This window comes from Hymenobacter segetis, assembly GCF_038448715.1.
Lineage (GTDB): Bacteria > Bacteroidota > Bacteroidia > Cytophagales > Hymenobacteraceae > Hymenobacter > Hymenobacter segetis.
In genome coordinates, this window is record NZ_JBCEVZ010000001.1 from 174,376 (window position 1) to 194,430 (window position 20,055).

A 20,055-nucleotide genomic window follows, 5' to 3' on the forward strand; every position below is an offset into this window, starting at 1 on the left:
TCGTCTAAGCAGTCAATTCTTTACTCATTCACTCATTCACTCATTTACTCATTGAAAACTAGGCGGCTTCGGCTTCGGCGAGGCTTGGAACGATGGTCATCAGCGCATCCAGGCCCAGGATTTCAAATACGTTGAACACTTTCTCCTGCATGTTGAAGAAAACCAGCTTCACGTTGGCATCCTGAAAGCGCTGGAGGTGCGAGATGAAAACTCCTAGGCCAGCCGAAGAAATGTAGCTTAGTTTGGCGCAGTCAATCAGGACTTTGCGGTAATTGAGGATGTCGGGTTTAGCCAGCTCAGTGTCAAGAACGATGGCGGAGCTGGCATCCAGCTCACCATCGAGCAACAGGGTAAGGGTATCAGCGGAGGGTTGTGCGGTAACTTTCATAATGAGGGCGATACGTCAGGCCTACGGCAGGGGTTGGGCCGACTTGAATTTAATCACGAGCAGGGTCTGGTCGTCGTGGATGGGGAAGCCGTGGGTAAAGCTGTTGAGGTCGTCGAGAATGAAGTTTTTAATGTCCTCAGCCTCCTGAAAATAACTTTCCTCCAGGCGCAGTTTGAGGCGGTCTTCGCCATATTCGTCGGTGCCGGAGCCGCCGCGTGCCTCCACAATGCCATCGGTGTAAATCACCATCACATCGCCGGGGCTGTAGTCGTAGAACTGGTTTTTGATGTGCTTCTCGTAGCTCTCGTTGCGGATGATGCCGAGGCCGAGGCCGGCGGAATCGAAGTAAAAAACCTCCTCGCGCAGGGCGTGATAATAGAGGGTATGGCAATGCCCGGCGCGGGCAAATACAAAACCACCCTGCTCATAGTCAATGATGTAGAGCGAGGAAGTGATGAACGACGACTTTTCCAGACAGTGGATGAGGGCGGTATTGGCCTGGGCCATAAACTTGCTAGGCACCGGGAATTTGTCGCGCTCGTTTTTGGCCAGCGGGTTTTCCTGCATCAGCGAGTGGAAAATCCCCTTCATCTGGGCCATGTGGAAGGCGGCAGTGACGCCCTTGCCGCTCACGTCGCCGATGATGACGGCCAGGCGCCGGCCCGGCAGGTGCAGGAAATCGTAGAAATCGCCGCCCACTTCCTTGGCCGCCAGCGAGTGCGAGCTGATTTCGAACCAGTTATCAGTCGGCAGGTTTTTCGGAATGAGGCTGTCCTGAACCTGCGAGGCAATTTTTAGCTCCTCCTGAGTGCGCTGGTTGGCCAGCGAAGTGCGCATCAGCTCCAGGTTTTCGATGCTGAGCACGGCCTGGCCGGTGAAGGTCTGGAGAATGCTAAGGTCTTCGCGGTTAAAAGTATTGGGCTCTGCTTTCAGCAAATACAGCGTGCCATAATTGAAGTGCAGGCCGTGCAGCGGCAGTTGAATGAGCGAGCGAAATGCCTGCGAGGTGCCCAGAAAGGCGGAATGCCGGTTCAGGTCGTTGGTCATGTACTCGCCCTCTACGGCGGGGTGGGCGCGGAGACCCTTGCGCAGGATATCGGCCTGCTCAGGCGTGAGGTTGTAGTACTGGGTAGCGTTGGTGTCGTCAGTGCCGGTGTGGTTGGGGTCGAGGTCAATCCAGGCAGCATCGGCCCGCACTGTTTCCACAGCCGACTCCAGCAACACACTATATACCTCGGTAGAGGTCTGGCCCCGCTGGACAATCTGGGCCAGGCGTTGTAAACTCAGCATTTCGCTCTCGCGGAGTGCGGCAGGGATTACATTGCTGGACGCAACTGGTGCTCGGAAAAATAGCTTGAACAGCACCGCAAGGGTGCCCAGGTCGGCCAGCAACAGTAACCAGATGGCCCACGACGCCGTCCCGGTGCCGCCGTCAGTCAGCAAGTTGCCAACGGCCAGCGCTCCGCTTAGCAGCGCTAATAGAAAACCAATGTACAGTAACGGATGACGCACAGACAGAACCTAGGAATAACACAAGCACACCAGCCCGCCGCGCCGTAGCCGACGCTCAACCGGCGTGCAAGATACAATCGGCTATCCGAAAAGGCTCCATCCGATATAAGGCATAAAAAATGGGCAATGCCGGCCGTAACCAGCATTGCCCATTGTGATTCAGCGCGCTACTTGGCCTTTGGCAAAGTAGCTGCCTGGCTAGCGGCTCGAATAATTCGGTGCCTCGCGGGTAATCTGCACGTCGTGCGGGTGCGACTCGCGCAGGCCGGCCCCGGTGATGCGCACGAACTGCGCCGCCTGCAGGGCTTCGATGTTGGCCGCGCCCACGTAGCCCATGCCGGCCCGCAGGCCGCCCGCCAGCTGGTAAATGACCTCCGAAACATTGCCTTTGAAGGGCACGCGGCCCACAATGCCCTCGGGTACGAGTTTCTTCACGTCGTCCTCGGCATCCTGGAAGTACCGGTCCTTGCTGCCGTCTTCCATCGCCTCTACCGAGCCCATGCCACGGTAGGACTTGTACTTGCGGCCTTCGTAGATAATGAGGTCGCCGGGGGCTTCCTCGGTGCCGGCCAGCAGCGAGCCCACCATCACGGCTGCCGCGCCGCCGGCCAGGGCCTTCACGAGGTCGCCCGAGAATTTGATGCCACCGTCGGCTACCAGCGTCACGCCGGTACCTTCCAAGCCCTTGGCGGCTTCGAGTACGGCGGAGAGTTGCGGTACGCCAATGCCAGCGATGATGCGCGTGGTGCAGATGGAACCCGGGCCTACGCCCACTTTCACGCAGTCGGCCCCGGCATCGGCCAGGGCGCGGGCCCCGGCGGCGGTGGCCACGTTGCCGGCCATCACGTCCAGCTTGGGGTAGGCGGCTTTGATGGCGCGCACGGCATCCATCACGCCTTTGGAGTGGCCGTGGGCGGTGTCGAGGCTCACGATGTCCACGCCAGCTTCGACCAAAGCGGCCACGCGCTGAAGCAGGTCGGGTGTGACACCCACAGCGGCGCCCACGCGCAGGCGGCCGAGGTGGTCCTTGCTGGCGTGCGGCGAGCGGCGGCGCTTGCGAATGTCCTTATAAGTCATCAGGCCGGCGAGGCGGCCTTCGCTGTCAACCAGCGGTAGCTTGTCGACTTTGCTATCGGTGAGCAGGGCTTCGGCGGCGGCCTGGTCGATGCCGGCGGGGGCGGTGACGAGGCGGGAGAGGGGCACCATCACTGTGGTGACGGGCTGGCTCATGTCTTTCTCGAAGCGCAGGTCGCGGCTGGTGAGGATGCCTTCGAGGACGTGGCCGCCATTCACCACGGGAATGCCGCCGATGTTGTGCTTGCGCATGAGCTGGCGGGCGTCGGCCAGGGTGGCGGTGGGCGGCAGAGTGAAGGGGTCCTGAATCAGGGCCGACTCGCTGCGCTTCACGCGGCGCACCTGCTCGGCCTGGGCCTTGATGGACATATTCTTATGAATGATGCCCAGGCCGCCTTCCTGCGCCAGCGCAATGGCCATGTCCGACTCCGTAACGGTGTCCATGGCCGCCGAAATAAGCGGGGTTTGCAGCCGGATGTTGGGGGTGAGGCGGGTGCCGGTGTCGCAGTCGCGGGGCAAAACCTCGGAGTACGCTGGGAGCAGCAGTACGTCGTCGTAGGTGAGGGCCTCGAAGGCAATTTTGGGGGTTGCGGAATCCGCCATGGCAAAAGGGGTTGGGGGTTGGTGCCTTTTGCCAGTCAAAGGTACGGCGGGAAGTTGGGTTGGACGCCCGCCGTACCGATGAAGACCGGATTATTCTTTGGTGAATTTGCTGGTGCCCACCGCGCTGCCGGCCGTGAGGCGCGACAAGTACAGACCCGAAGCCAGGCGGCTCACGTCCACGTTCTGGCCGTTGCGCACGCGGGTGCGCAGCACGGCCCGGCCCCGCGCATCACTGATTTCGAGCAACGCGTCGCCGGCCAGATTGGCGGGCAGCGACACGCGCAACTCGCGGGCGGCAGGGTTAGGGTAGAGGCTCACGGCGAGGGTTTGGGACGGGCGCGTCGCCGTGGCCGTGGCAGGCGCGTACAGCCAGGAGTAGCCGGCCGGAAACTCGCGCTTCCAGAACCATTCGGCGTGCTGGCCGTCGGCGCGGGTGTTGAAGTTGAGGTTGGTGGCCGGCACGCCGCCGCTCTGGAGCGAATCGCGCAGGGCCTGCATCTGGGGCACCATGGTGGTGCTTTCGGTGGTGCCGCTCACGAAGTAGAAGCGGGTGTTGGGGTTGGCCGGGTGCTGGTGGGCGTAGGCCGCCAACTGCGGGTAGGCAAACCAATATGCAGGCGAAAACGAGGCCACTTTGCCAAACACCGAAGGCTCGCGCAGGGCCGCGTAGGTGGCAATGAGCCCGCCCATGCTGGAGCCGCCGATGCCGGTGTTGGCGCGGTCGGGCAGGGTGCGGTAGTTGGTATCGATGTAGGGCTTGAGGGTTTGCACCAGGAAATCAATGTACAAATCGCCTTGGCCGCCGCCGTAGGCCGGGTTGTTCCAAGGCGAGTATTCATCGAGGCGGTTGGCGCTGTTATCGATGGCCACCACGATGCAGCCGGTCGGGTCCTGGCCGTTGGCGGCCAACAGATTCAGGGCCTCGTCCACGCCCCACTCGCCGGCAAAGGAGGTGGCGGCGTCGAACACATTCTGGCCGTCCTGCATATAGAGTACGGGGTAGCGGCGGCCGCTGGTAGCATAGCCGGGCGGCAAATACAGCCACACGCGGCGGGTACGGCCCAGCTGCGGCATGGCGAACGTGGTCGAAATCACGCTCACGTTGGCTGCTGCCGTGGAGGTTGGACCGCCGCCGCCGGGGCCGGCGAGGTCTTCCCAGTTCAGCACCTGGCACAGCACGGTGGCCGCGCCGGTGCCAAAAGTGTAGGTGCGATTGGGCACCGAACCGTTCGAAGCATTGGTTTCGACGGCGGCCCAGGAGCCGCGCGTAAACTTGTATTCCATGGTGCCGGTGGCGGCGGGCAGCGTGATTTGGTAGCTGCCGTCGGCGTTGTGGGTGAGGGCGTGAGCCGTGCTGCCAGGATTCCAGCTATTGAAAGTGCCGGCGATGTAGAGCGTGGCGTTGGCCGGCGTGTTAGCCGGCACGGCCGTGATTTTAAAGGTGACCTGGGCTTGGGCGGTGAAGCCAATGAGCGCCAGTAGCAGCGAGAAAAGCTTTTTCATAGGAAGTGGGTGGGATTGGATGGAAGTGAAAAATCGGGCCGCGAAGGTACGACGGGGGGGACGCGGGTAGAAAGAACGTCATGCTGAGCGCAGTCGAAGCATGACGTTCTGAGTGACGCTTCAACAGCCGTCGGCAAACAATTCGCCTCTCCAACCCGTCTTAGCACCTACCATTTCAACGAATGACTCCTTATGTCTGATTCCACTGCCAAAACCTGGTTTATCACCGGGGCCTCGTCCGGCTTCGGCGAAGCCCTGGCCGACTACGTGCTCGAAAAAGGCGACCGCGTGGCCGCCACCTTCCGCAAGCCTGAACAGGCCGACGAATTCACCAAAAAAGCCGAAGGACGCACCCTCGGCCTGGTGTGCGACGTGACCGATGAGGCCACCGTCAAAACCGCCATTGCCGATGCAATTGCCAAATTCAACCAGCTCGATGTTATTGTAAACAACGCCGGCTACGGCTCGATGGGCAGTATTGAAGAAGTGCCTGCCGAGGAAGTGCAGCGCCAGTTCGACGTGAACGTGTTCGGTGCGCTTCACGTGTTGCGGGCCGTGCTACCGCAGTTGCGCAAGCAGCGTTCAGGCCACGTCCTCAACATCACCAGCATCGGCGGGCTGAAAACCTTTCCCGGCGTGGGCATTTATAATGCTTCGAAATTTGCCTTGGAGGCCATTGGCGAGAGCCTGAGCCAGCAGGTAGGGCCGCTTGGCATTAAGGTGACGAACATCGAGCCCAGCGGTTTTCGCACGAAGTGGGCGGGCGAGTCGGCCACCATCGCCGATACCAAAATTGATGATTACCAAGCCACGGTGGGCGAAAACCTGCGCGGCATCCAGGGCTACAGCGGCCGGCAGCCCGGCGACCCGGTGCGCGCCGCCAAAGCCATGTACGACGTGGTGCAGCTTGAAAACCCACCGCTGCATTTGCCGCTGGGCAAAGCGGCCGTGAAGGGCGCCCGCGAGAAGTTTGCCGGTATCGCCAAGGAACTGGAGCAATATGCCGCAGTGGGCGACGCAGCCGATTTCCCGGCTGGCGAATAATTCTTGATTTCTTAAACTGAAAAAGCCCCGGGCTGCTCAGAAATGAGCGGTTTTCGGGGCTTTTTCGGTAGCTAACGCCTGCGGCCCGGCGTATCTTCGCCCCATGTCTCTTTCTGCCAACGACTACGAAGCCACCTCCTGGGAAGACCTCCAACGGCTGCTTTTCCAGGATACCTGGGATGCGCGCATTGGGCGGTTCCGGTCGCCGTTTGTGTACCGGGGCGGCCGCTCGCGCCACTTTCAGCTCGAAACCAGTTTGCAGCGTCTCGGCGGCGAGTACCAGAATCTGGAGCATCACTTGCTGCGCAATTTCCGCAAGTACGCCCGCGAAACGGGTATGCCTGCCGCCGCCGCCAGCACCTGGGACTGGCTGGCCTTGGCCCAGCACCACGGCCTGCCCACCCGCCTGCTCGACTGGACGTACTCGCCCTACGTGGCCCTGCACTTCGCCACCGACGACATCGCGGCCTACCACGAAGACGGCATTATCTGGGCGCTGAACTACGTGAAGGCCGCCGAGCACCTGCCCCAGCGCCTGCGCCAGGCCCTGCAAGCCGAAGGCTCCAACGTCTTCACCTCCGAACTGCTGCTGCCCGTGAGCAGCAGCCTGCGCGAGCTTGAGGAATTACAGGCCGAGCCCTACGTGCTGTTTCTGGAACCGCCCAGCCTCGATGCACGCATCGTGCACCAGTACGCGTTATTTTCCCTGATGAGCACGGCCCAGAGCGTGCTGCACGACTGGCTGGCCGACCGCCCGGAGCTGTATTTCCGCATTATCATTCCGGCCCGCCTCAAGTGGGAAGTGCGCGATAAGCTCGACCAGGCCAACATCACCGAGCGGGTTCTGCTACCGGGCCTCGGTGGCCTCAGCCGCTGGCTGCACCGCCACTACTCGCCCCGGGCTGATGGTAAGAACTTCCTGGATGAGAACGAGATGCGCTAACGTTCGCGGCTAGTCCTGCCAGGGCCAGTGCCAGCGGAAGCGGTGCTCTTTGGCGCGGTCCCGCTGGGTATGGTCGTGGCCCACGACCTGCACGTCCCACACCAGGCCCACGGCCCGCAGGCCCGCCAGCAGGTACCAGCCCAAGTCGAGTTCGTACCATTCGGTGCTCATTTTGGCCGAGCTGGGGTGGGCGTGGTGGTTGTTGTGGAAGCCCTCGCCGAAGGAAAGCGCGCCCAGCACCCAGCTGTTGTAGCCGTGCTCGGTGGCATCGTCGATGTCGTAGCGGGCGTAGCCGTATTTGTGCGTCATGAAGCCCACAAACCAGTGCCCCAGCATGCTCACGCTGACCCGCACCGGCACACAGATTATCATGGCCTCAAACCCAAAAAAGACCCAGATGAAGCCAGCGAGGCCGATAACGTGCAGGTACCAGGTTTTTTCCAGGAAAACGAGCCAGGGGTCGTACAGGTCCTCGGCGGGAATGTGGTAGCGGCTGAGGTCGCCGGGAACTAGGTCGAAGTGCAGGTTCCAGTAGTAGTCGCGGGCCAGGGAGTGGTCGTAGCGGAAGTAGGGCGGGCAGTCGAGGCGGTTCTGCCAGTAGTCGCGGAAGTAATGCACCCGCAGCCAGGATATTGGCCCACCCAGCCCCGATAATACTGCCAGATAGGCCAGCACGCCCCGCGTAATCCGCCCGCACCGGTAGGCGTGGTGGATGATGCCCCGGTGCAGCCCAATAGAGTGCCCCAGCCCCACCGTGAGCACCACCAGCCCCGCCGAAGCCAGTCCGCGCGGCCCCGACCAGCTCGACCAGCCCCAGCCTAAGGCGGCCGCCAGCATCAGGTACAGCCAGGTGTTGTGGAGCCAGCCGGGCGTGAGCCGGTCGCCGGCAATAACCGGCGCTTCGGAAGGAGCGGTAGAAGCCATGTAACAGTGGAAAAGGCCTGATTTTCTACGAAGTTACATGGCCGCCGGCCAACGCGAAAATGGTTTTTGGAGCTGCCGCGCACGCTTCTGCCGTGCTGTTTTTTGGCCGGGCGGCCCGAGGTGCCTGCGGCCCGTTTACTGCCCCAGCCGCTTCTTCGTCAGCCTAGTCGGGATATGCTCCATCGGCTTATCGGGCCAGGGATGACGGGGGTAGCGGCCCTTCAAATCCTTGCGCACCTCGAAGTAGCCCTTCTCCCAGAAGCTGCGCAAATCGCGCGTTACCTGCGCCGGCCGGCCGCCGGGCGACAGCAGATGCAGCAGCAGCGGCACGCGGCCGGCCGCCACGGTGGGCGTTTCGGTGAGGCCGAAGAGCTCCTGCAACTTCACGGCCAGTACGGGGGCGGTGGGGTCGCTGTAATCCAGGGTAATGTGCGAGCCGCTGGGCACTTCCAGTGCGGCGGGGGCAAGGCGGTCCAACTCCTGGCGCTGGCTCCAGCCGCCGGGCAGGCGCGCCAGTAGCGGTTCGTAGAGGTCGAGGCGCTGCACCTGGTCGAGGGTTTTGAGGCCGGTGAGGTGCGGGCCGAGCCAGTCAGGTAACTCTCGGGCTAGTGTGGCATCATCGAAAGCCGGCCACGGTTCCGAAGATTCAGTCGCGGGGAAGTGCTGCCGTAGGAACTCCAGCCGCTGCTGTAGCTGGCGGGCGGCGGGCGTCCAGTTCAGCTTGCTCACGCCGGCTTCCTGCAAATAGTCGAGCAAGGCCCGCGCCACCAGCGCCGCATCGGGCTGGCCGATGATTTTTTCATCAAGCAGCAATGCCCCCAGGCGGCGCACGCGGCGGCCGGTCACGCGCTGGGTGGCGGCATCGTAGCGCACTTCGTCGGTGGTCGTAATCTGGTCGGCAAAGGCCAGCTCTAACTCGTCCTGCCCGAGCGGGGCAGCCAATGTAGCGCGCGGGGCCGAGGCCGTGCCCGCTAAGTGAGCCACCGCGAAAAACGTGGCCTGCGGGTCCACGTCGGTGGTGTTCAGGCTCACGCGTTGGCCAGTCACGAGGCGCAGGCGGTCGTGGGTTTCGCGCTGGGCCAGCCGGTCGGGGTAAGCCAGGGCGGTGAGCAAGCCAATGGGTGAATGAGTGATTGAGTGAATGGGTGAATTTGCCGATTTGCCCATGCGGCCGGTGAGGTTGCGGGCCACGTCGCGCACCCGTTGCAGCGTGGCGTGGTGCAGGGCCAGGCCGGGCAGGGGCGGACGGCCGCTGGCCAGTGCTTCGAGGCGCAGGCGCAGGTCGGGTGGGGCGGGGCGGGTGTCGGTGGGGGCAGCCCAGCGCAGCAGGTCGCGCTCGGCCAGCAGGGCGGCTAGTGAGGCGGCGGCGGGGCCGTGGCCCAGTTCCTGCCCGCGCACTACGAGGTGGCCCAGGCGCGGCGGCAGGCCCAGCGCAGCCAGCTGCCGGCCGTGCGGTGTGGGTTGTGCTCCCGATTTATGTTCAACCAAAGCTCCCAACCGCAGCAACAAATCAGTAGCCTGAGCAAACGCCGCAACCGGCGGCACGTCTAGCCAGCGCAGGCTAGTAGGTTCGGCCACGCCCCACAGGGCCAGCTCCAAGGCAAGACTGCTGAGGTCGGCGGTGTGGATTTCGGGTGGGCGGTGGGTCGGTAGGTTGTGGTGCTCGGCTTCGGTCCAGAGGCGGTAGCAGGTGCCGGGGGCGAGGCGGCCGGCGCGGCCCCGGCGCTGGTCGGCGGCGGCGCGGGCCACGGGCACGGTTTCGAGGGTAGTGAAGCCGGTGCGCGGCACAAAGCGCGGCACCCGCGCAAAGCCGCCGTCAATCACCACCCGCACGCCCTCGATGGTGAGGCTGGTTTCGGCAATGCTGGTGGCCAGAATGACCTTGCGCCGGCCGCCGCCCACCGGACGCAAGGCCGCATCCTGCGCTTCGAGCGGCAATTCGCCGTGCAGCAGGTGCAGGTCGACGTGGTCGGGCAGGGCATCCTGGAGCTTGCGGGCGCTGCGCTGCAAGTCGCCCACGCCGGGCAGGAAAACGAGGATGTCGCCTTCGGGGTGCGCGTTTAAAGCCGCCTTTACCTGCGCTGGCACCAGCTCGGCCAGCCGCTCATTGGGCTTGTTGGGCAGGGCCGAGGCCCGGCGTGGGTCGAGGTAGTGCGTGTCAATCGGAAACAGAAAACCGGCCGATGACACCACCGGCGCGGGCAGCCACTGGCCCAGTCGCTGCGCCTCCAGCGTGGCGCTCATGATGAGAATGCGCAGCTCGGGCCGCAGCACGGCCTGTGCATCCAGCGCCAGCGCCAGGCCCAAATCCGCATTCAAACTCCGCTCGTGAAACTCATCAAACACCACAGCCGCTATGCCTTCCAGCGCCGGGTCGTCCTGAATCATGCGCGTGAGAATGCCTTCGGTGATGACTTCCACGCGGGTTTCCTGGCTCACTTTGCTATCCAGCCGCACGCGGTAACCGATGGTGCGGCCCACGGGCTCGCCCAGCAGCTGGGCCAAGCGGGCGGCGGCCCCGCGCACGGCCAGCTGGCGCGGTTCCAGCACCAGGATTTTATCGTCGGGGTTGCGCCACTCGGCGGCCAGCAGCTCCAGCGGCACCACCGTGGTTTTGCCCGCGCCGGGCGGTGCCTCCAGCACCACGCGGCTGTGGGCAGCCAGGGCGGCCCGCAGTTCGGGCAGCGCCGCGATGATGGGCAGGCTGGGGAGGGGCGGCAGGACGAAGGCGTTGGGCATTGGGCCAAAATTACGGCCTGAACCGGGGGCAGTGGTTTACTCCACTACCAAGCGCCGCACTTGCCCGCCACCGCACACCAGGTACAGGCCAGCCGATAGCTTTTCGGGCAGCACAAGGCGGGCCGTGCCATCTGCTTCCGAAGTAATGGCAAGCAGAACACGGCCCAATGGGTCAAGGACTTGGACAGGAGCGTGTGGCGCCAGCCCACTGAGCATAGAGCTGCCGTGGGAGGGGTTGGGCCAGAGCGATACACCGGTGCTGGAATACCCCCGGGCCGTTGCCAGGGCTGTGCTGCCGTTGAGCATGATGCTTACCGAGCGCCCCGGGCTGTTATTGGTCACCAAATCGAGGTCGCCATCCCCATCCGCATCACCGGCGAATACCTGGTCGGCAAAGTTGCCCACCGCAATGTCCTGACTGCCGCTAAACAGGCCGCTGCCGTTATTAATCCGCACGCTCAGTGTGCTGCTGCCAAGGCCGTTGGTGGTGGCCAGGTCGAGGTCGCCATCGCCATCTACATCAATTGCTGCCACGCTGACAGGGTGCGGGCCAACGCTTACTTCCTGCGTGCCGCTGAAGTTACCATTGCCATCGTTTAAGCGCACGCTAACGGTATTCAGCGACAGATTGGGGGCCAATAAATCGAGGTCGCCATCGCCGTCTACATCGCCTGCGGTGATGTGGTAAGCCGTTCCCGTTGCCACTTGCTGCGTGCCGGTGAAGTTGCCGCTGCCGTCGTTCAGACGTATAATAACGGTGTTCGCTGCGCCGGTAGCCAATACATCGAGGTCACCATCGCCGTCTACATCGCCGAGCAGGATGCTGTGGGCACTGCCCGCCTCCACTTCCCGCGTGCCGCTGAAAGTGCCCGTGCCGTCGTTCAGGCGCACCGCAATGTTGGTGGGGCCACCCGGGCGAGTAAAAAGCAGGTCGAGGTCGCCATCGCCGTCCACATCGCCCAGGGCCGCATCGTTGGCAGCACTGCTTGATGATACGAGCGGGATTTGCCGGCTGTCGCTGAAGACTCCGGCCCCATCATTCAGGTGCACACTGATACGGTACGGGCTGGAATTGACCATGTCGAGGTCGCCATCGCCATCCACGTCGCCAAGCAGCAAGGACGTGCCCGTTAGCACGGCTACTTCTGTGTTGCCCGCAAAATGGCCACGGCCGTCGTTCAGGCGCACACTCACGGTGGTACTCTGAGTAGCCACCAGTAGGTCGAGGTCGCCGTCGCCGTCTACGTCGCCCATGGCTCCACCATTGGCGAAGCCGCCTACCGTTGGGGCAGAGCCGAGACTAAAAATGCCGGTACCGGTGCCGCCCGCCACTGTAAACTGGCCAACCCGCGCTCGCCCGAGGGCCCCGCCCAGGCCGGCTGCTGCGGTCGTAACCGTGTATTGAACTGTTTCGCCGGGCATAAACGGATAGGCCGTGGGCGCAAAATTGAGCGTGCTGCCACTTACTGTAGCCGGCGCGGCCGCAGTGCGCCGCCCGCCCCGCTGGTTGCTGAACACCTGCAGTGCCCCCGCCGAAGCGGCCGTGAGCGGCTGGCTGAAGCTAACCGTGACCGGCCCGGTGCGTGTAGCCGCCAGGGCGTTAGCCATCGGAGTGGCGGTGGTAATGACAGGTGCCTGAGCCAGTGCGGCCCCTGCCGGGGCCAGTAGCAAGCCCGAGCGCAGGGCCAAACGAAAACGAACGGAAGAGTAGAAAAAATGCATAGCCGAGAATGATTAGTGGAAAGGAAAAGCAGGCTGGCTGGCCCGGCCAAAGATAGGTGGTTTCCCCAAGCGATATGGCTTTTTGGTGATAATATATATCGCTGACAGTCAGGGACATGTTTTTTTGAAAAAGCTATTGCCCCGTTCTGTGCTAAGTTTAAAAAAATGAACCCCTCATCATTGCCTTATGCCTTTCAAACTGCCTTCTTCGCGCCACCACTCGCCCCTGGCAGCCCTCGCCCACCTGCCCGCCATGCGGCAGTTTCTGGCCGAAATCGGCATCCCAACCCAGGAAGTCGAGCTCACTACTGACACCTTTCTGCCCGGCATCCTCATCGAAAATGGCGGCCTGCTGATTGACCCGGCCAAGCTGCTCTACCCTGGCGACATCCTCCACGAGGCGGGCCATCTGGCCGTGACGCCCGCCGCCGAGCGCATCCAGCTGGCCGGCAACGTGATGGCTGGCAAGCCCGACCAGCACGGCACCGATGGCGAGGAAATCGTGGCCATGCTGTGGTCGTACGCTGCGGCGCAGGCCATTGGAGTGCCGCCCGAAGTCGTGTTTCACCCTGCCGGCTACCGCAACTCCAGCAAATGGATGCTAAATAATTTCAGCCAAGGCATCTACCTCGGCCTGCCCTTGCTGGTCTGGATGGAGATGACGACAACCGAAGGCTTCCCCCAAATGACCCGCTGGCTGCGCGAATAGCGCCGCTCGCTACACCTGCTGCATGGGCCACAGCTCCACGCTTACGGGGCTGCCGGCGTGCACCACGGGCTTGCCGGACGGCGTGGGCAGGCCGTGGCCCTCAATTAGGTTCGATTCCAGATGCAGCACCTGGGCGGTGCTGAGCGGCCACGGCGCGTGGGCCACCCGGCCTCGGTAAAGCTTGGTTTGGGCCTTGTTGCTGGTGTAGAGCGCGTACCGCTCAGTGAGGAAAAATGCCAGCGAGCCCGGCTCTGAAGGTGGCAGCGGCGCGCCAATTTTCCAGGTGGCGCGGAAGCTGGCAGGCGGGGCCCCGCCGTGGGTGCGGGTGGCCGTGAACTGCCGCAAATCGGCGCTGGGCCGCTCCAGGCGCATGTCGGCACGCAAATAAGGCAGCCGGAAAAACGTGCGCGCCACCCACACGGCCAGCGCGTTGGTGGCATCGAGGGAGAAAAACCACACGCCCGGCACGCCGTCCAGATGCACGTAGGTGCGCACGTTCAGCTCCAAGAAGGCATTGGTGCCCGGCATTTCCGGCGTGAGGCGGGTGCGCACCTTGCTCATCTGAAACGGCACGACGGCCAGCCACGCCATGCCATCGTGAGTGTCGATTTTGAGGCGGGGCGGCAGATGCGGCTGTAGCAATTCGGCCGGCACTGCCCAGTGCAGAAACAGCAGCTCGCTCCACTGCTGGCGCAACAGGGGCTGGCCCATGGGCCGCTCGCGCAGGGCCAGCCGGTCCGAGAGGGTAGGAGCGAGGGGAGTAGGAACGGGGCTGGTGGGCAGCGGGAAATCGGGCATGAATAGCGGCAGCGGTTGGCAGGGATAACAACGAACCCCGGCAAGTGGCGGCCGCGGCTGGCCCTAATACGTGGGAAAAGCCGGGTCGACTCGTTCGGCCCAGGCGTCCACGCCGCCGCGCAGGTTGATGACGTTGGTGCGACCCAGGCGCTGGCGCAGGTAGCTCAGGGCGTGGGCCGAGCGCACCCCGTGGTGACAAATGACCACCACCGGCCCCTCGGTGCGGATTTCGGCGGCGCGGCGCGGCAGCTCGTCCAGGGGCAGCAGGAGGCTGCCGGGCAGGTGACAATACTCGAATTCCATTTCCTCGCGCACGTCGATGAGCTGAATATCGTCGCCGGCTTGCAGGCGGCGGTGCAGGTCTTCGGGGCTGATTTCTAGGGAGAAGCTGGACATGGAGCGGGGTTGAGGCCACAAAAATAGGCTCGCCGCGTTCTACCTTGCGGCTTCATACCAGGCCGTGCCCGCGTGTTTGCTTCTTTGTTGCTCGATATTCCGACCTCGTTTGTGCAGTATTGGCACGCTACCACCGTGCTGGAGCTGGTGGCCGTGGTCACGGGATTTGCCTGCGTGTGGCTGGCCGCGCGCGAGTCCATCTGGAACTTCCCGGTGGCCATCATCAGCTGCCTGCTCTACGTTTTCGTCTACTACCGGGCGCGGCTTTATTCCGACTGCTACCTCCAGGTCCTGTTCATTGCCCTGAGCATTTACGGCTGGTACGAGTGGCTGTATGGCGGGCGCAACGATACCGAATTGGGCGTGACGCACGCCACCCGCCGCGAATGGCTGGCCGGCGCGGCCTTCGCCCTGGCCTTCACGCTGGGCTTCGGCTACTATCTGCATTATAATACCGATGCCTCGCTGCCGCACCTCGACAGCTTCACCACCGCCGGCAGCATCGTGGCCCAATACCTGCTCACTCGCAAGCGCCTCGAAAACTGGCTTATCTGGATACTGGTCGACCTGATTTACGTGCCTGTGCTCTGGTACAAAGACCTTTACCCCACCAGCTTGCTCTACGCACTCTACTTGGGCCTGGCTGCCTACGGCTACTGGCAGTGGCGGCGCGAGATGGCCCGGCCCGTTTCCGCACTACCGGAACCGGCCAGCGTTTGAGCGGTTTTATAATGCCATCAAGTTGACTTGTTGCGCCGGGAGGCACCCGCATTATCCCCCAGATGATGACTTCCGGCTCTTGCTTACCCCTCGTTTCGTTTCTTCACTGCGTCCGTCCCCACCCCTTTTAAGTTGCTCCGCGTTTCCCTCACCGGCCCCGAGTCCACGGGCAAATCGACGCTGGCCGCCCAGCTGGCGGCGCACTACGGCACCTCGTTCGCCCCCGAGTTTGCCCGCGAATACCTCGCCCAGTCCGGCCCGCACTACACCCCCGAAGACCTGGAGGAAATAGCCCGCGGCCAGCTCGCGGCCGAAATCGCCGCCGCCGCCCGCGCCAGTAACGGCCTGTTTTTCTGCGACAGCGACCTGCTGGTGATAAAAATCTGGGCCGAGCATTCCTTCGGCTCCTGCCCCGAATGGATTCTGCGCACCATCGACCAGCAGCAGTACGACTTGGCCCTGCTCATGGGCATCGACCTGCCCTGGGAGCCCGACCCGCTGCGCGAACACCCGCACCTGCGCCAGCATTTCTACGACCTCTACCGCCGCGAGCTAAGCGAGCGGATGGCCAACTTTGCCGAAATTTCCGGCTCCGATGACCGCCGTTTTGCCCAGGCCCGCTTTCTGGTCGATGAGCTGCTGCGCACGGCTGTCCAGCCCACTACTTCCGTTTTAGAAGAACCCCGCATGGCCTACCACCCCACCCACTACACCCTCAACACGCTGGCCTGCCAGGCCACCTTTGCCGCCCACGGGGCCGAGCTTACCAGTCTGCGCACTACCGCCGACGACCTCGAATACATCTGGCCCGCCGACCCGGCAGTATGGGCCCGGCACGCGCCCGTGCTGTTCCCGCTGGTGGGCCGCCTGCCCGAGGATGCGTACTCCTACGAGGGCCGCGCCTACAAGCTGCCGCAGCACGGCTTCGCCCGCGACCAGGAGTTTGCCGTGGTGCGCCAAACTGCCACCGAGCTGGTGTTCCGGCTGCAGCACGACGAAACTACCCGCGCCGTCTTCCCTTTCGCCTTCGAACTCACCATCACCTACACTCTGCGCGACACCGAGCTCACCGTGCGCTGGGACGTGCGCAACCCCGCCGCCGATGCGCCGCTGCTCTTCAGCATCGGGGCGCACCCGGCCGTGCGCTGCCCCCTAATGCCCGATGAAAAATTCGAGGACTACTACTTCGAGTTCGACCACCCCGTGACCCTGGAGCGCCACCTGCTGCAGGGCGGCCTGCTCACGGGCCAGACGGCCCCCGTCCTCACCGAACAACAGGAATTGCCCTTGAGCTACGACCTGTTTGCCGATGACGCCCTGGTGTTCAAGCACTACGATTTCAGCGGCCTCACACTGCGCTCGCGCAAGTCGGCTCACTTCGTGCGCTTCCAGTTCGACGGCTTTCCCTACCTCGGCCTCTGGACCAAAGGTCCGGGGGCCAGTTTCGTGTGCGTCGAGCCCTGGCACGGCATCGCCAGCGCGGCCGGCAAGCCCGGCGACCTCAGCGAGAAAGAAGGCATCCTGACCCTGGAGCCCGGCCAGGTTTTCACCGCCGCCTACACCATTACCGTCGGCTGATTCGGTTTCAATTAGTAGCCAATGCCTGCCCCTTTTGACATTCGCTCCATCCGGCCCGAGGATACTTACGCCCTGCGCCATCAGGTGCTGTGGCCCGATAAGCCGCTGGATTATGTCAAAATCGAGGATGACGACGTGGGAAACCACTTCGGCGCTTTCCGTCACGATGAGCTGGTGGCGGTAATCTCCTTATTCGTAGAAAACCGGACGGCCCGTTTCCGCAAGTTTGCCACCCGGCCCAACTGCCAAGGGCAAGGCATAGGCAGCGCCTTGCTTCGGCACGTTTTCAGCGAGGCCCGGCGGCTGGGCGCTACCTGCATCTGGTGCGATGCCCGGCAGGACAGCGCCGGTTTTTACGCCCGGTTCGGCCTGCGGCCCGAGGGCGAAACGTTCTACAAAGGGCCTATTGCTTATGTGCGTATGGCCGTGGCGCTATGAGCAAAGGATAAACAAAGAGGAGCTAAAAGGCTAAATCCGCGTTTGACGGGGCTTTGGCCTTTCAACTCCTCTGTTCTTAAATCAACTGCCTAAATCTCCACCCGGCGGCGGTTGTAGTCGGGCTCCCAGTCGTTGATGGGGCGCGAGATGCCGGGGGGCAGGTCGAGGTCGGGCAGGCCGGGGTCGTGGGGTTCGCCACCATCGTCGTCGCCATCGCTGGGCGGGGGCGGGGGCACTACGCGGCGGCGGCGCGGCAGCACCAGGACGAACAGGAAAAAGGCGCAAAGAGCAACGGCGTAGACTAGGCTTAACATGGCGAAAGCGGCTAAAACGGTGCGGAACCTATAACATAGGCTCCCGGCCCTGCGTTCCGCCGGCCGACGTGCCTAAATTAACTGACAGTCAGCAAACCGCCACTGACCTAACCACCGAATAATAAAAAAAGATATGGGCCAGCGCGGCGGGCTATATCTTTGCGGCATGTTTAGGGGTGCTGATGTTGTGCACGACATCGGCTGAGATGATACCCATCGAACCTGAACCGGGTAATGCCGGCGAAGGGAATAAACAATCCACGGACGATTCCGCGGCCGCTCCGACCCCTGGGGCGACGGCGCGTTCCACTTTTTATACCACCCTTTTTTGAAAACTGTACTCCTTGCGGGGGCGGCGCTGTGTGCGCTGGCCGCCGCGCCGGCGTGGGCGCAAGTCCCCGTGTCCGGCACCGTGCCCAATGATACGACCATTGCCCGCCGCATCCTCACGCCCGGGGCAATCGTGACGGCCACCCGCGCCACCGACAAAACCGGCACCACCTACCAGAATGTGAGCCGTGAGCAGCTGCAAGCGCGTAATTTCGGCCAGGACATTCCCTACCTGCTCGACCAGACGCCGAGCGTGGTCACGACCTCCGACGCGGGCACCGGCGTGGGCTACACCGGCATCCGCATTCGCGGTACGGACGGCACCCGCATCAACGTGACGCTGAACGGCGTACCGGTGAACGAAGCCGAAAGCCACGGCGTGTTCTTCGTCGATTTGCCGGATTTGGCCTCGTCTACCCAGAGCATTCAGGTGCAGCGCGGGGCCGGGCCCAGCACCAACGGCGCAGGCGCTTTCGGGGCCAGCCTGAACGTGGAAACCCTCGGCCTGCGGCCCAAAGCCTACGCGGAGGTGAACAACTCGGCGGGCTCGTTTGGTACCTGGAAAAGCACGATTATGGCTGGTACGGGGCTGATAAACGGCCATTTTACGGTTGATGCCCGCGCCTCGCGGGTGCAGAGCGAGGGATATATTGACCGGGGCTGGTCGCGGCTGAAAAGCCTGTATCTGGCCGGCACGTATTCCGATGAGAAGACCCTGCTGCGCGCCCTCGTCCTCACCGGCTACGAAACCACTTACCAAAGCTGGTACGGCCTAGCCGATTCGCTGCTGCACAAAAACCGCCGCTACAACGAAGCCGGCACCGACGCCGGCCAGCACCCGTCGGCCTATAAAAACCAGACCGACAACTACCAGCAGGACTACTACCAATTCCTCATCTCGCGCCAGCTCACCAGTACGCTCAACCTGAGCGTGACGCCCTTCTGGACGCGCGGCGGCGGCTACTACGAGGAGTATAAGGCCAACCAGGGCTTCGCCAAGTACGGCATCAGCGGGCCTGTTTTTCAGCCCAATGCCAGTGGCAGCCTCGATACGCTCACGAGCACCGACGTTATCCGCCGTCGCTGGCTGAAAACTGATTTGTACGGCGCAACCTATGCCTTGCAGCTCCGGCCCACCGCCGGTCGCGTGACCGAGGCCACGCTGGGCGGGGCTTTCGTGGGCTACCGGGGCCAGCATTTTGATGAGCTCACCTGGGCCCAGCGCGGCACATTTATCCCCGAAACCGGCACCCGCTACTACGACGAGCCCAACGCCCACAAGACGGATTTCAACGTCTACGCCCGCGCCAACGTGAGCCTGACCGATGCGCTAGGCATCTTCGGCGACCTGCAGTACCGCACCGTGCGCTACGAGCTGTTTGCGCCCGATGGCCGCCCCGACGGTGCCAAGAGCCAGCAAGTCATCAACTTCAATTTCCTGAATCCGAAGGCCGGCCTCACCTACCAGCTCACGGGCAGCACGCAGGCCTACGCCTCGTTTGCCGTGGCGCAGCGCGAGCCCACCCGCACCGACTACACCGACACGCCCGCCGAGCGCCGCCCCACCGCCGAAACCCTCTTCAACTACGAAGCTGGCCTGCGTCGCACCGCCGGCAAGGTGCAGGCCAGCCTGAACGGCTACTACATGCGCTACCGCAACCAGCTCGTGCTTTCGGGCCACCTCGACGACGTGGGCAACCCTATCCACACCAACGTGGCCGACTCGTACCGCGCCGGGGTGGAGGGCCAGATTGCCTGGCAGCCGGTGTCCAAACTCACGCTCACGGCCACGGCCACGGCCAGCCGCAATAAAATCGACAACTACACCGATTACCTGGCCGACTATGACAAGGGCGGCGAAAAGGCCACGTATTTCAAGCAGACCAACATCGCCTTTTCGCCCGACCTCACCGCTGCCTACACCGCCGAGGTAGAGCCCGTGGCCGGCCTGAAGCTGGCGGCGCTGGCCCGCTACGCCGGCCGCCAGTACCTCGACAACACCAGCACCGAGAGCCGCAGCATCGCACCCTACTACGTGCAGGATGTGCGCCTGCGCTACCTCTGGCACCCAACGGCCTTCGCTGGCCTGCGCGAAGTAGAAATGGCGGTGCTGGTCAACAACGTTTTCGCCACCGAGTACGTGAACAACGGCTACACCTACGGCTACGTGTACGGCGGTCAGACGCAGTATTTCAACTACGTTTACCCGCAGGCCAAAACCAATTTCCTGGCCTCGCTGAATCTACGTTTCTAGACCACGGATTCGCTCGGATTTTTCGGATTAATCGGATTTTGTGGACGACTCAGAAGCCACATTCCC

At 63.2% G+C, this 20,055-nt stretch carries 17 protein-coding genes and 1 riboswitch; of the genes, 7 read left to right on the forward strand and 10 right to left on the reverse strand.

The annotated features are described in order from the left end of the window. Nucleotides 1-58: 58 nt before the first annotated feature. The 4 genes from AAFH49_RS00690 to AAFH49_RS00705 form a co-directional block, all read right to left on the reverse strand. Nucleotides 59-388, reverse strand: coding sequence for an STAS domain-containing protein (locus tag AAFH49_RS00690; RefSeq protein ID WP_342295223.1), 330 nt, complete (start codon nt 386-388; stop codon nt 59-61). 21 nt (nt 389-409) lie between these two features. Beyond that, nucleotides 410-1,900 (reverse strand): PP2C family protein-serine/threonine phosphatase, encoded by a 1,491-nt coding sequence (locus AAFH49_RS00695; protein ID WP_342295224.1) that lies wholly within the window; start codon nt 1,898-1,900, stop codon nt 410-412. Between the two features lie 198 nt (nt 1,901-2,098). Then, on the reverse strand, nt 2,099-3,577 hold the full coding sequence (gene guaB, locus AAFH49_RS00700) for an IMP dehydrogenase (RefSeq protein WP_342295225.1): 1,479 nt from the start codon (nt 3,575-3,577) through the stop codon (nt 2,099-2,101). Nucleotides 3,578-3,667: 90 nt separating this feature from the next. After that, entirely contained in the window at nt 3,668-5,080 is a 1,413-nt protein-coding gene (locus AAFH49_RS00705; protein WP_342295226.1) for an alpha/beta hydrolase-fold protein, read from the reverse strand. A 192-nt stretch (nt 5,081-5,272) separates the two neighbouring features. Between AAFH49_RS00705 and AAFH49_RS00710 the strand changes: the two genes are divergently transcribed. Then, complete coding sequence (locus AAFH49_RS00710) at nt 5,273-6,124, forward strand: oxidoreductase (RefSeq protein WP_342295227.1); 852 nt, start codon at nt 5,273-5,275, stop codon at nt 6,122-6,124. 103 nt (nt 6,125-6,227) lie between these two features. Continuing rightward, on the forward strand, nt 6,228-7,067 hold the full coding sequence (locus tag AAFH49_RS00715) for an FRG domain-containing protein (RefSeq protein ID WP_342295228.1): 840 nt from the start codon (nt 6,228-6,230) through the stop codon (nt 7,065-7,067). Between the two features lie 9 nt (nt 7,068-7,076). Here AAFH49_RS00715 and AAFH49_RS00720 read toward each other — a convergent pair whose 3' ends face one another. The 3 genes from AAFH49_RS00720 to AAFH49_RS00730 all read right to left on the reverse strand — a co-directional run bounded on the left by AAFH49_RS00720 (nt 7,077) and on the right by AAFH49_RS00730 (nt 12,452). Further along, nucleotides 7,077-7,991 carry a fatty acid desaturase gene (locus AAFH49_RS00720; protein ID WP_342295229.1) on the reverse strand — a complete coding sequence of 305 codons (915 nt, stop codon included), beginning with the start codon at nt 7,989-7,991 and terminating at the stop codon, nt 7,077-7,079. A gap of 135 nt (nt 7,992-8,126) precedes the next feature. Further along, the gene (gene hrpB, locus AAFH49_RS00725; protein WP_342295230.1) at nt 8,127-10,730 is read right to left on the reverse strand and encodes an ATP-dependent helicase HrpB; all 2,604 of its coding nucleotides are present in this window, start codon (nt 10,728-10,730) and stop codon (nt 8,127-8,129) included. A gap of 36 nt (nt 10,731-10,766) precedes the next feature. After that, entirely contained in the window at nt 10,767-12,452 is a 1,686-nt protein-coding gene (locus tag AAFH49_RS00730; RefSeq protein ID WP_342295231.1) for an Ig-like domain-containing domain, read from the reverse strand. Nucleotides 12,453-12,639: 187 nt separating this feature from the next. On the opposite strand from AAFH49_RS00730, the gene AAFH49_RS00735 reads away from it, so the two are divergent. Beyond that, complete coding sequence (locus tag AAFH49_RS00735) at nt 12,640-13,161, forward strand: hypothetical protein (protein ID WP_342295232.1); 522 nt, start codon at nt 12,640-12,642, stop codon at nt 13,159-13,161. Nucleotides 13,162-13,170: 9 nt separating this feature from the next. Here the strand turns inward: AAFH49_RS00735 and AAFH49_RS00740 are convergent, their stop codons facing one another. Next, entirely contained in the window at nt 13,171-13,959 is a 789-nt protein-coding gene (locus AAFH49_RS00740) for a YqjF family protein (RefSeq protein WP_342295233.1), read from the reverse strand. Between the two features lie 63 nt (nt 13,960-14,022). After that, on the reverse strand, nt 14,023-14,355 hold the full coding sequence (locus AAFH49_RS00745; RefSeq protein ID WP_342295234.1) for a rhodanese-like domain-containing protein: 333 nt from the start codon (nt 14,353-14,355) through the stop codon (nt 14,023-14,025). Nucleotides 14,356-14,427: 72 nt separating this feature from the next. Here AAFH49_RS00745 and pnuC point away from each other — a divergent pair, with 72 nt between their 5' ends. From pnuC to AAFH49_RS00760, 3 genes are all read left to right on the forward strand, one after another. Further along, the gene (gene pnuC / locus AAFH49_RS00750; RefSeq protein WP_342295235.1) at nt 14,428-15,075 is read left to right on the forward strand and encodes a nicotinamide riboside transporter PnuC; all 648 of its coding nucleotides are present in this window, start codon (nt 14,428-14,430) and stop codon (nt 15,073-15,075) included. Between the two features lie 132 nt (nt 15,076-15,207). After that, nucleotides 15,208-16,653, forward strand: a complete 1,446-nt coding sequence (locus AAFH49_RS00755; protein WP_342295236.1) for an aldose epimerase family protein — start codon at nt 15,208-15,210, stop codon at nt 16,651-16,653. 21 nt (nt 16,654-16,674) lie between these two features. Then, nucleotides 16,675-17,091, forward strand: coding sequence for a GNAT family N-acetyltransferase (locus AAFH49_RS00760; RefSeq protein ID WP_342295237.1), 417 nt, complete (start codon nt 16,675-16,677; stop codon nt 17,089-17,091). A gap of 89 nt (nt 17,092-17,180) precedes the next feature. Here the strand turns inward: AAFH49_RS00760 and AAFH49_RS00765 are convergent, their stop codons facing one another. Further along, a complete protein-coding gene (locus AAFH49_RS00765; protein ID WP_342295238.1) occupies nt 17,181-17,405 on the reverse strand; it encodes a hypothetical protein in 225 nt (74 codons plus the stop codon). A gap of 162 nt (nt 17,406-17,567) precedes the next feature. Beyond that, nucleotides 17,568-17,671: riboswitch (TPP riboswitch) on the forward strand. Between the two features lie 62 nt (nt 17,672-17,733). Between AAFH49_RS00765 and AAFH49_RS00770 the strand changes: the two genes are divergently transcribed. Next, on the forward strand, nt 17,734-19,989 hold the full coding sequence (locus tag AAFH49_RS00770) for a TonB-dependent receptor (RefSeq protein WP_342295239.1): 2,256 nt from the start codon (nt 17,734-17,736) through the stop codon (nt 19,987-19,989). Nucleotides 19,990-20,055 lie beyond the last annotated feature (66 nt).

Excerpts from the sequence above, each read along its gene's own strand:
- AAFH49_RS00690 (WP_342295223.1), bottom strand. The coding sequence starts at position 388 with ATGAAAGTTACCGCACAACCCTCCGCTGATACCCTTACCCTGTTGCTC.
- AAFH49_RS00735 (WP_342295232.1), top strand. The coding sequence starts at position 12,640 with ATGCCTTTCAAACTGCCTTCTTCGCGCCACCACTCGCCCCTGGCAGCC.
- AAFH49_RS00705 (WP_342295226.1), bottom strand. The coding sequence starts at position 5,080 with ATGAAAAAGCTTTTCTCGCTGCTACTGGCGCTCATTGGCTTCACCGCC.
- AAFH49_RS00765 (WP_342295238.1), bottom strand. The coding sequence starts at position 17,405 with ATGTTAAGCCTAGTCTACGCCGTTGCTCTTTGCGCCTTTTTCCTGTTC.
- AAFH49_RS00745 (WP_342295234.1), bottom strand. The coding sequence starts at position 14,355 with ATGTCCAGCTTCTCCCTAGAAATCAGCCCCGAAGACCTGCACCGCCGC.
- AAFH49_RS00715 (WP_342295228.1), top strand. The coding sequence starts at position 6,228 with ATGTCTCTTTCTGCCAACGACTACGAAGCCACCTCCTGGGAAGACCTC.
- AAFH49_RS00720 (WP_342295229.1), bottom strand. The coding sequence starts at position 7,991 with ATGGCTTCTACCGCTCCTTCCGAAGCGCCGGTTATTGCCGGCGACCGG.
- AAFH49_RS00710 (WP_342295227.1), top strand. The coding sequence starts at position 5,273 with ATGTCTGATTCCACTGCCAAAACCTGGTTTATCACCGGGGCCTCGTCC.
- AAFH49_RS00740 (WP_342295233.1), bottom strand. The coding sequence starts at position 13,959 with ATGCCCGATTTCCCGCTGCCCACCAGCCCCGTTCCTACTCCCCTCGCT.
- guaB (WP_342295225.1), bottom strand. The coding sequence starts at position 3,577 with ATGGCGGATTCCGCAACCCCCAAAATTGCCTTCGAGGCCCTCACCTAC.
- hrpB (WP_342295230.1), bottom strand. The coding sequence starts at position 10,730 with ATGCCCAACGCCTTCGTCCTGCCGCCCCTCCCCAGCCTGCCCATCATC.
- AAFH49_RS00730 (WP_342295231.1), bottom strand. The coding sequence starts at position 12,452 with ATGCATTTTTTCTACTCTTCCGTTCGTTTTCGTTTGGCCCTGCGCTCG.
- AAFH49_RS00760 (WP_342295237.1), top strand. The coding sequence starts at position 16,675 with ATGCCTGCCCCTTTTGACATTCGCTCCATCCGGCCCGAGGATACTTAC.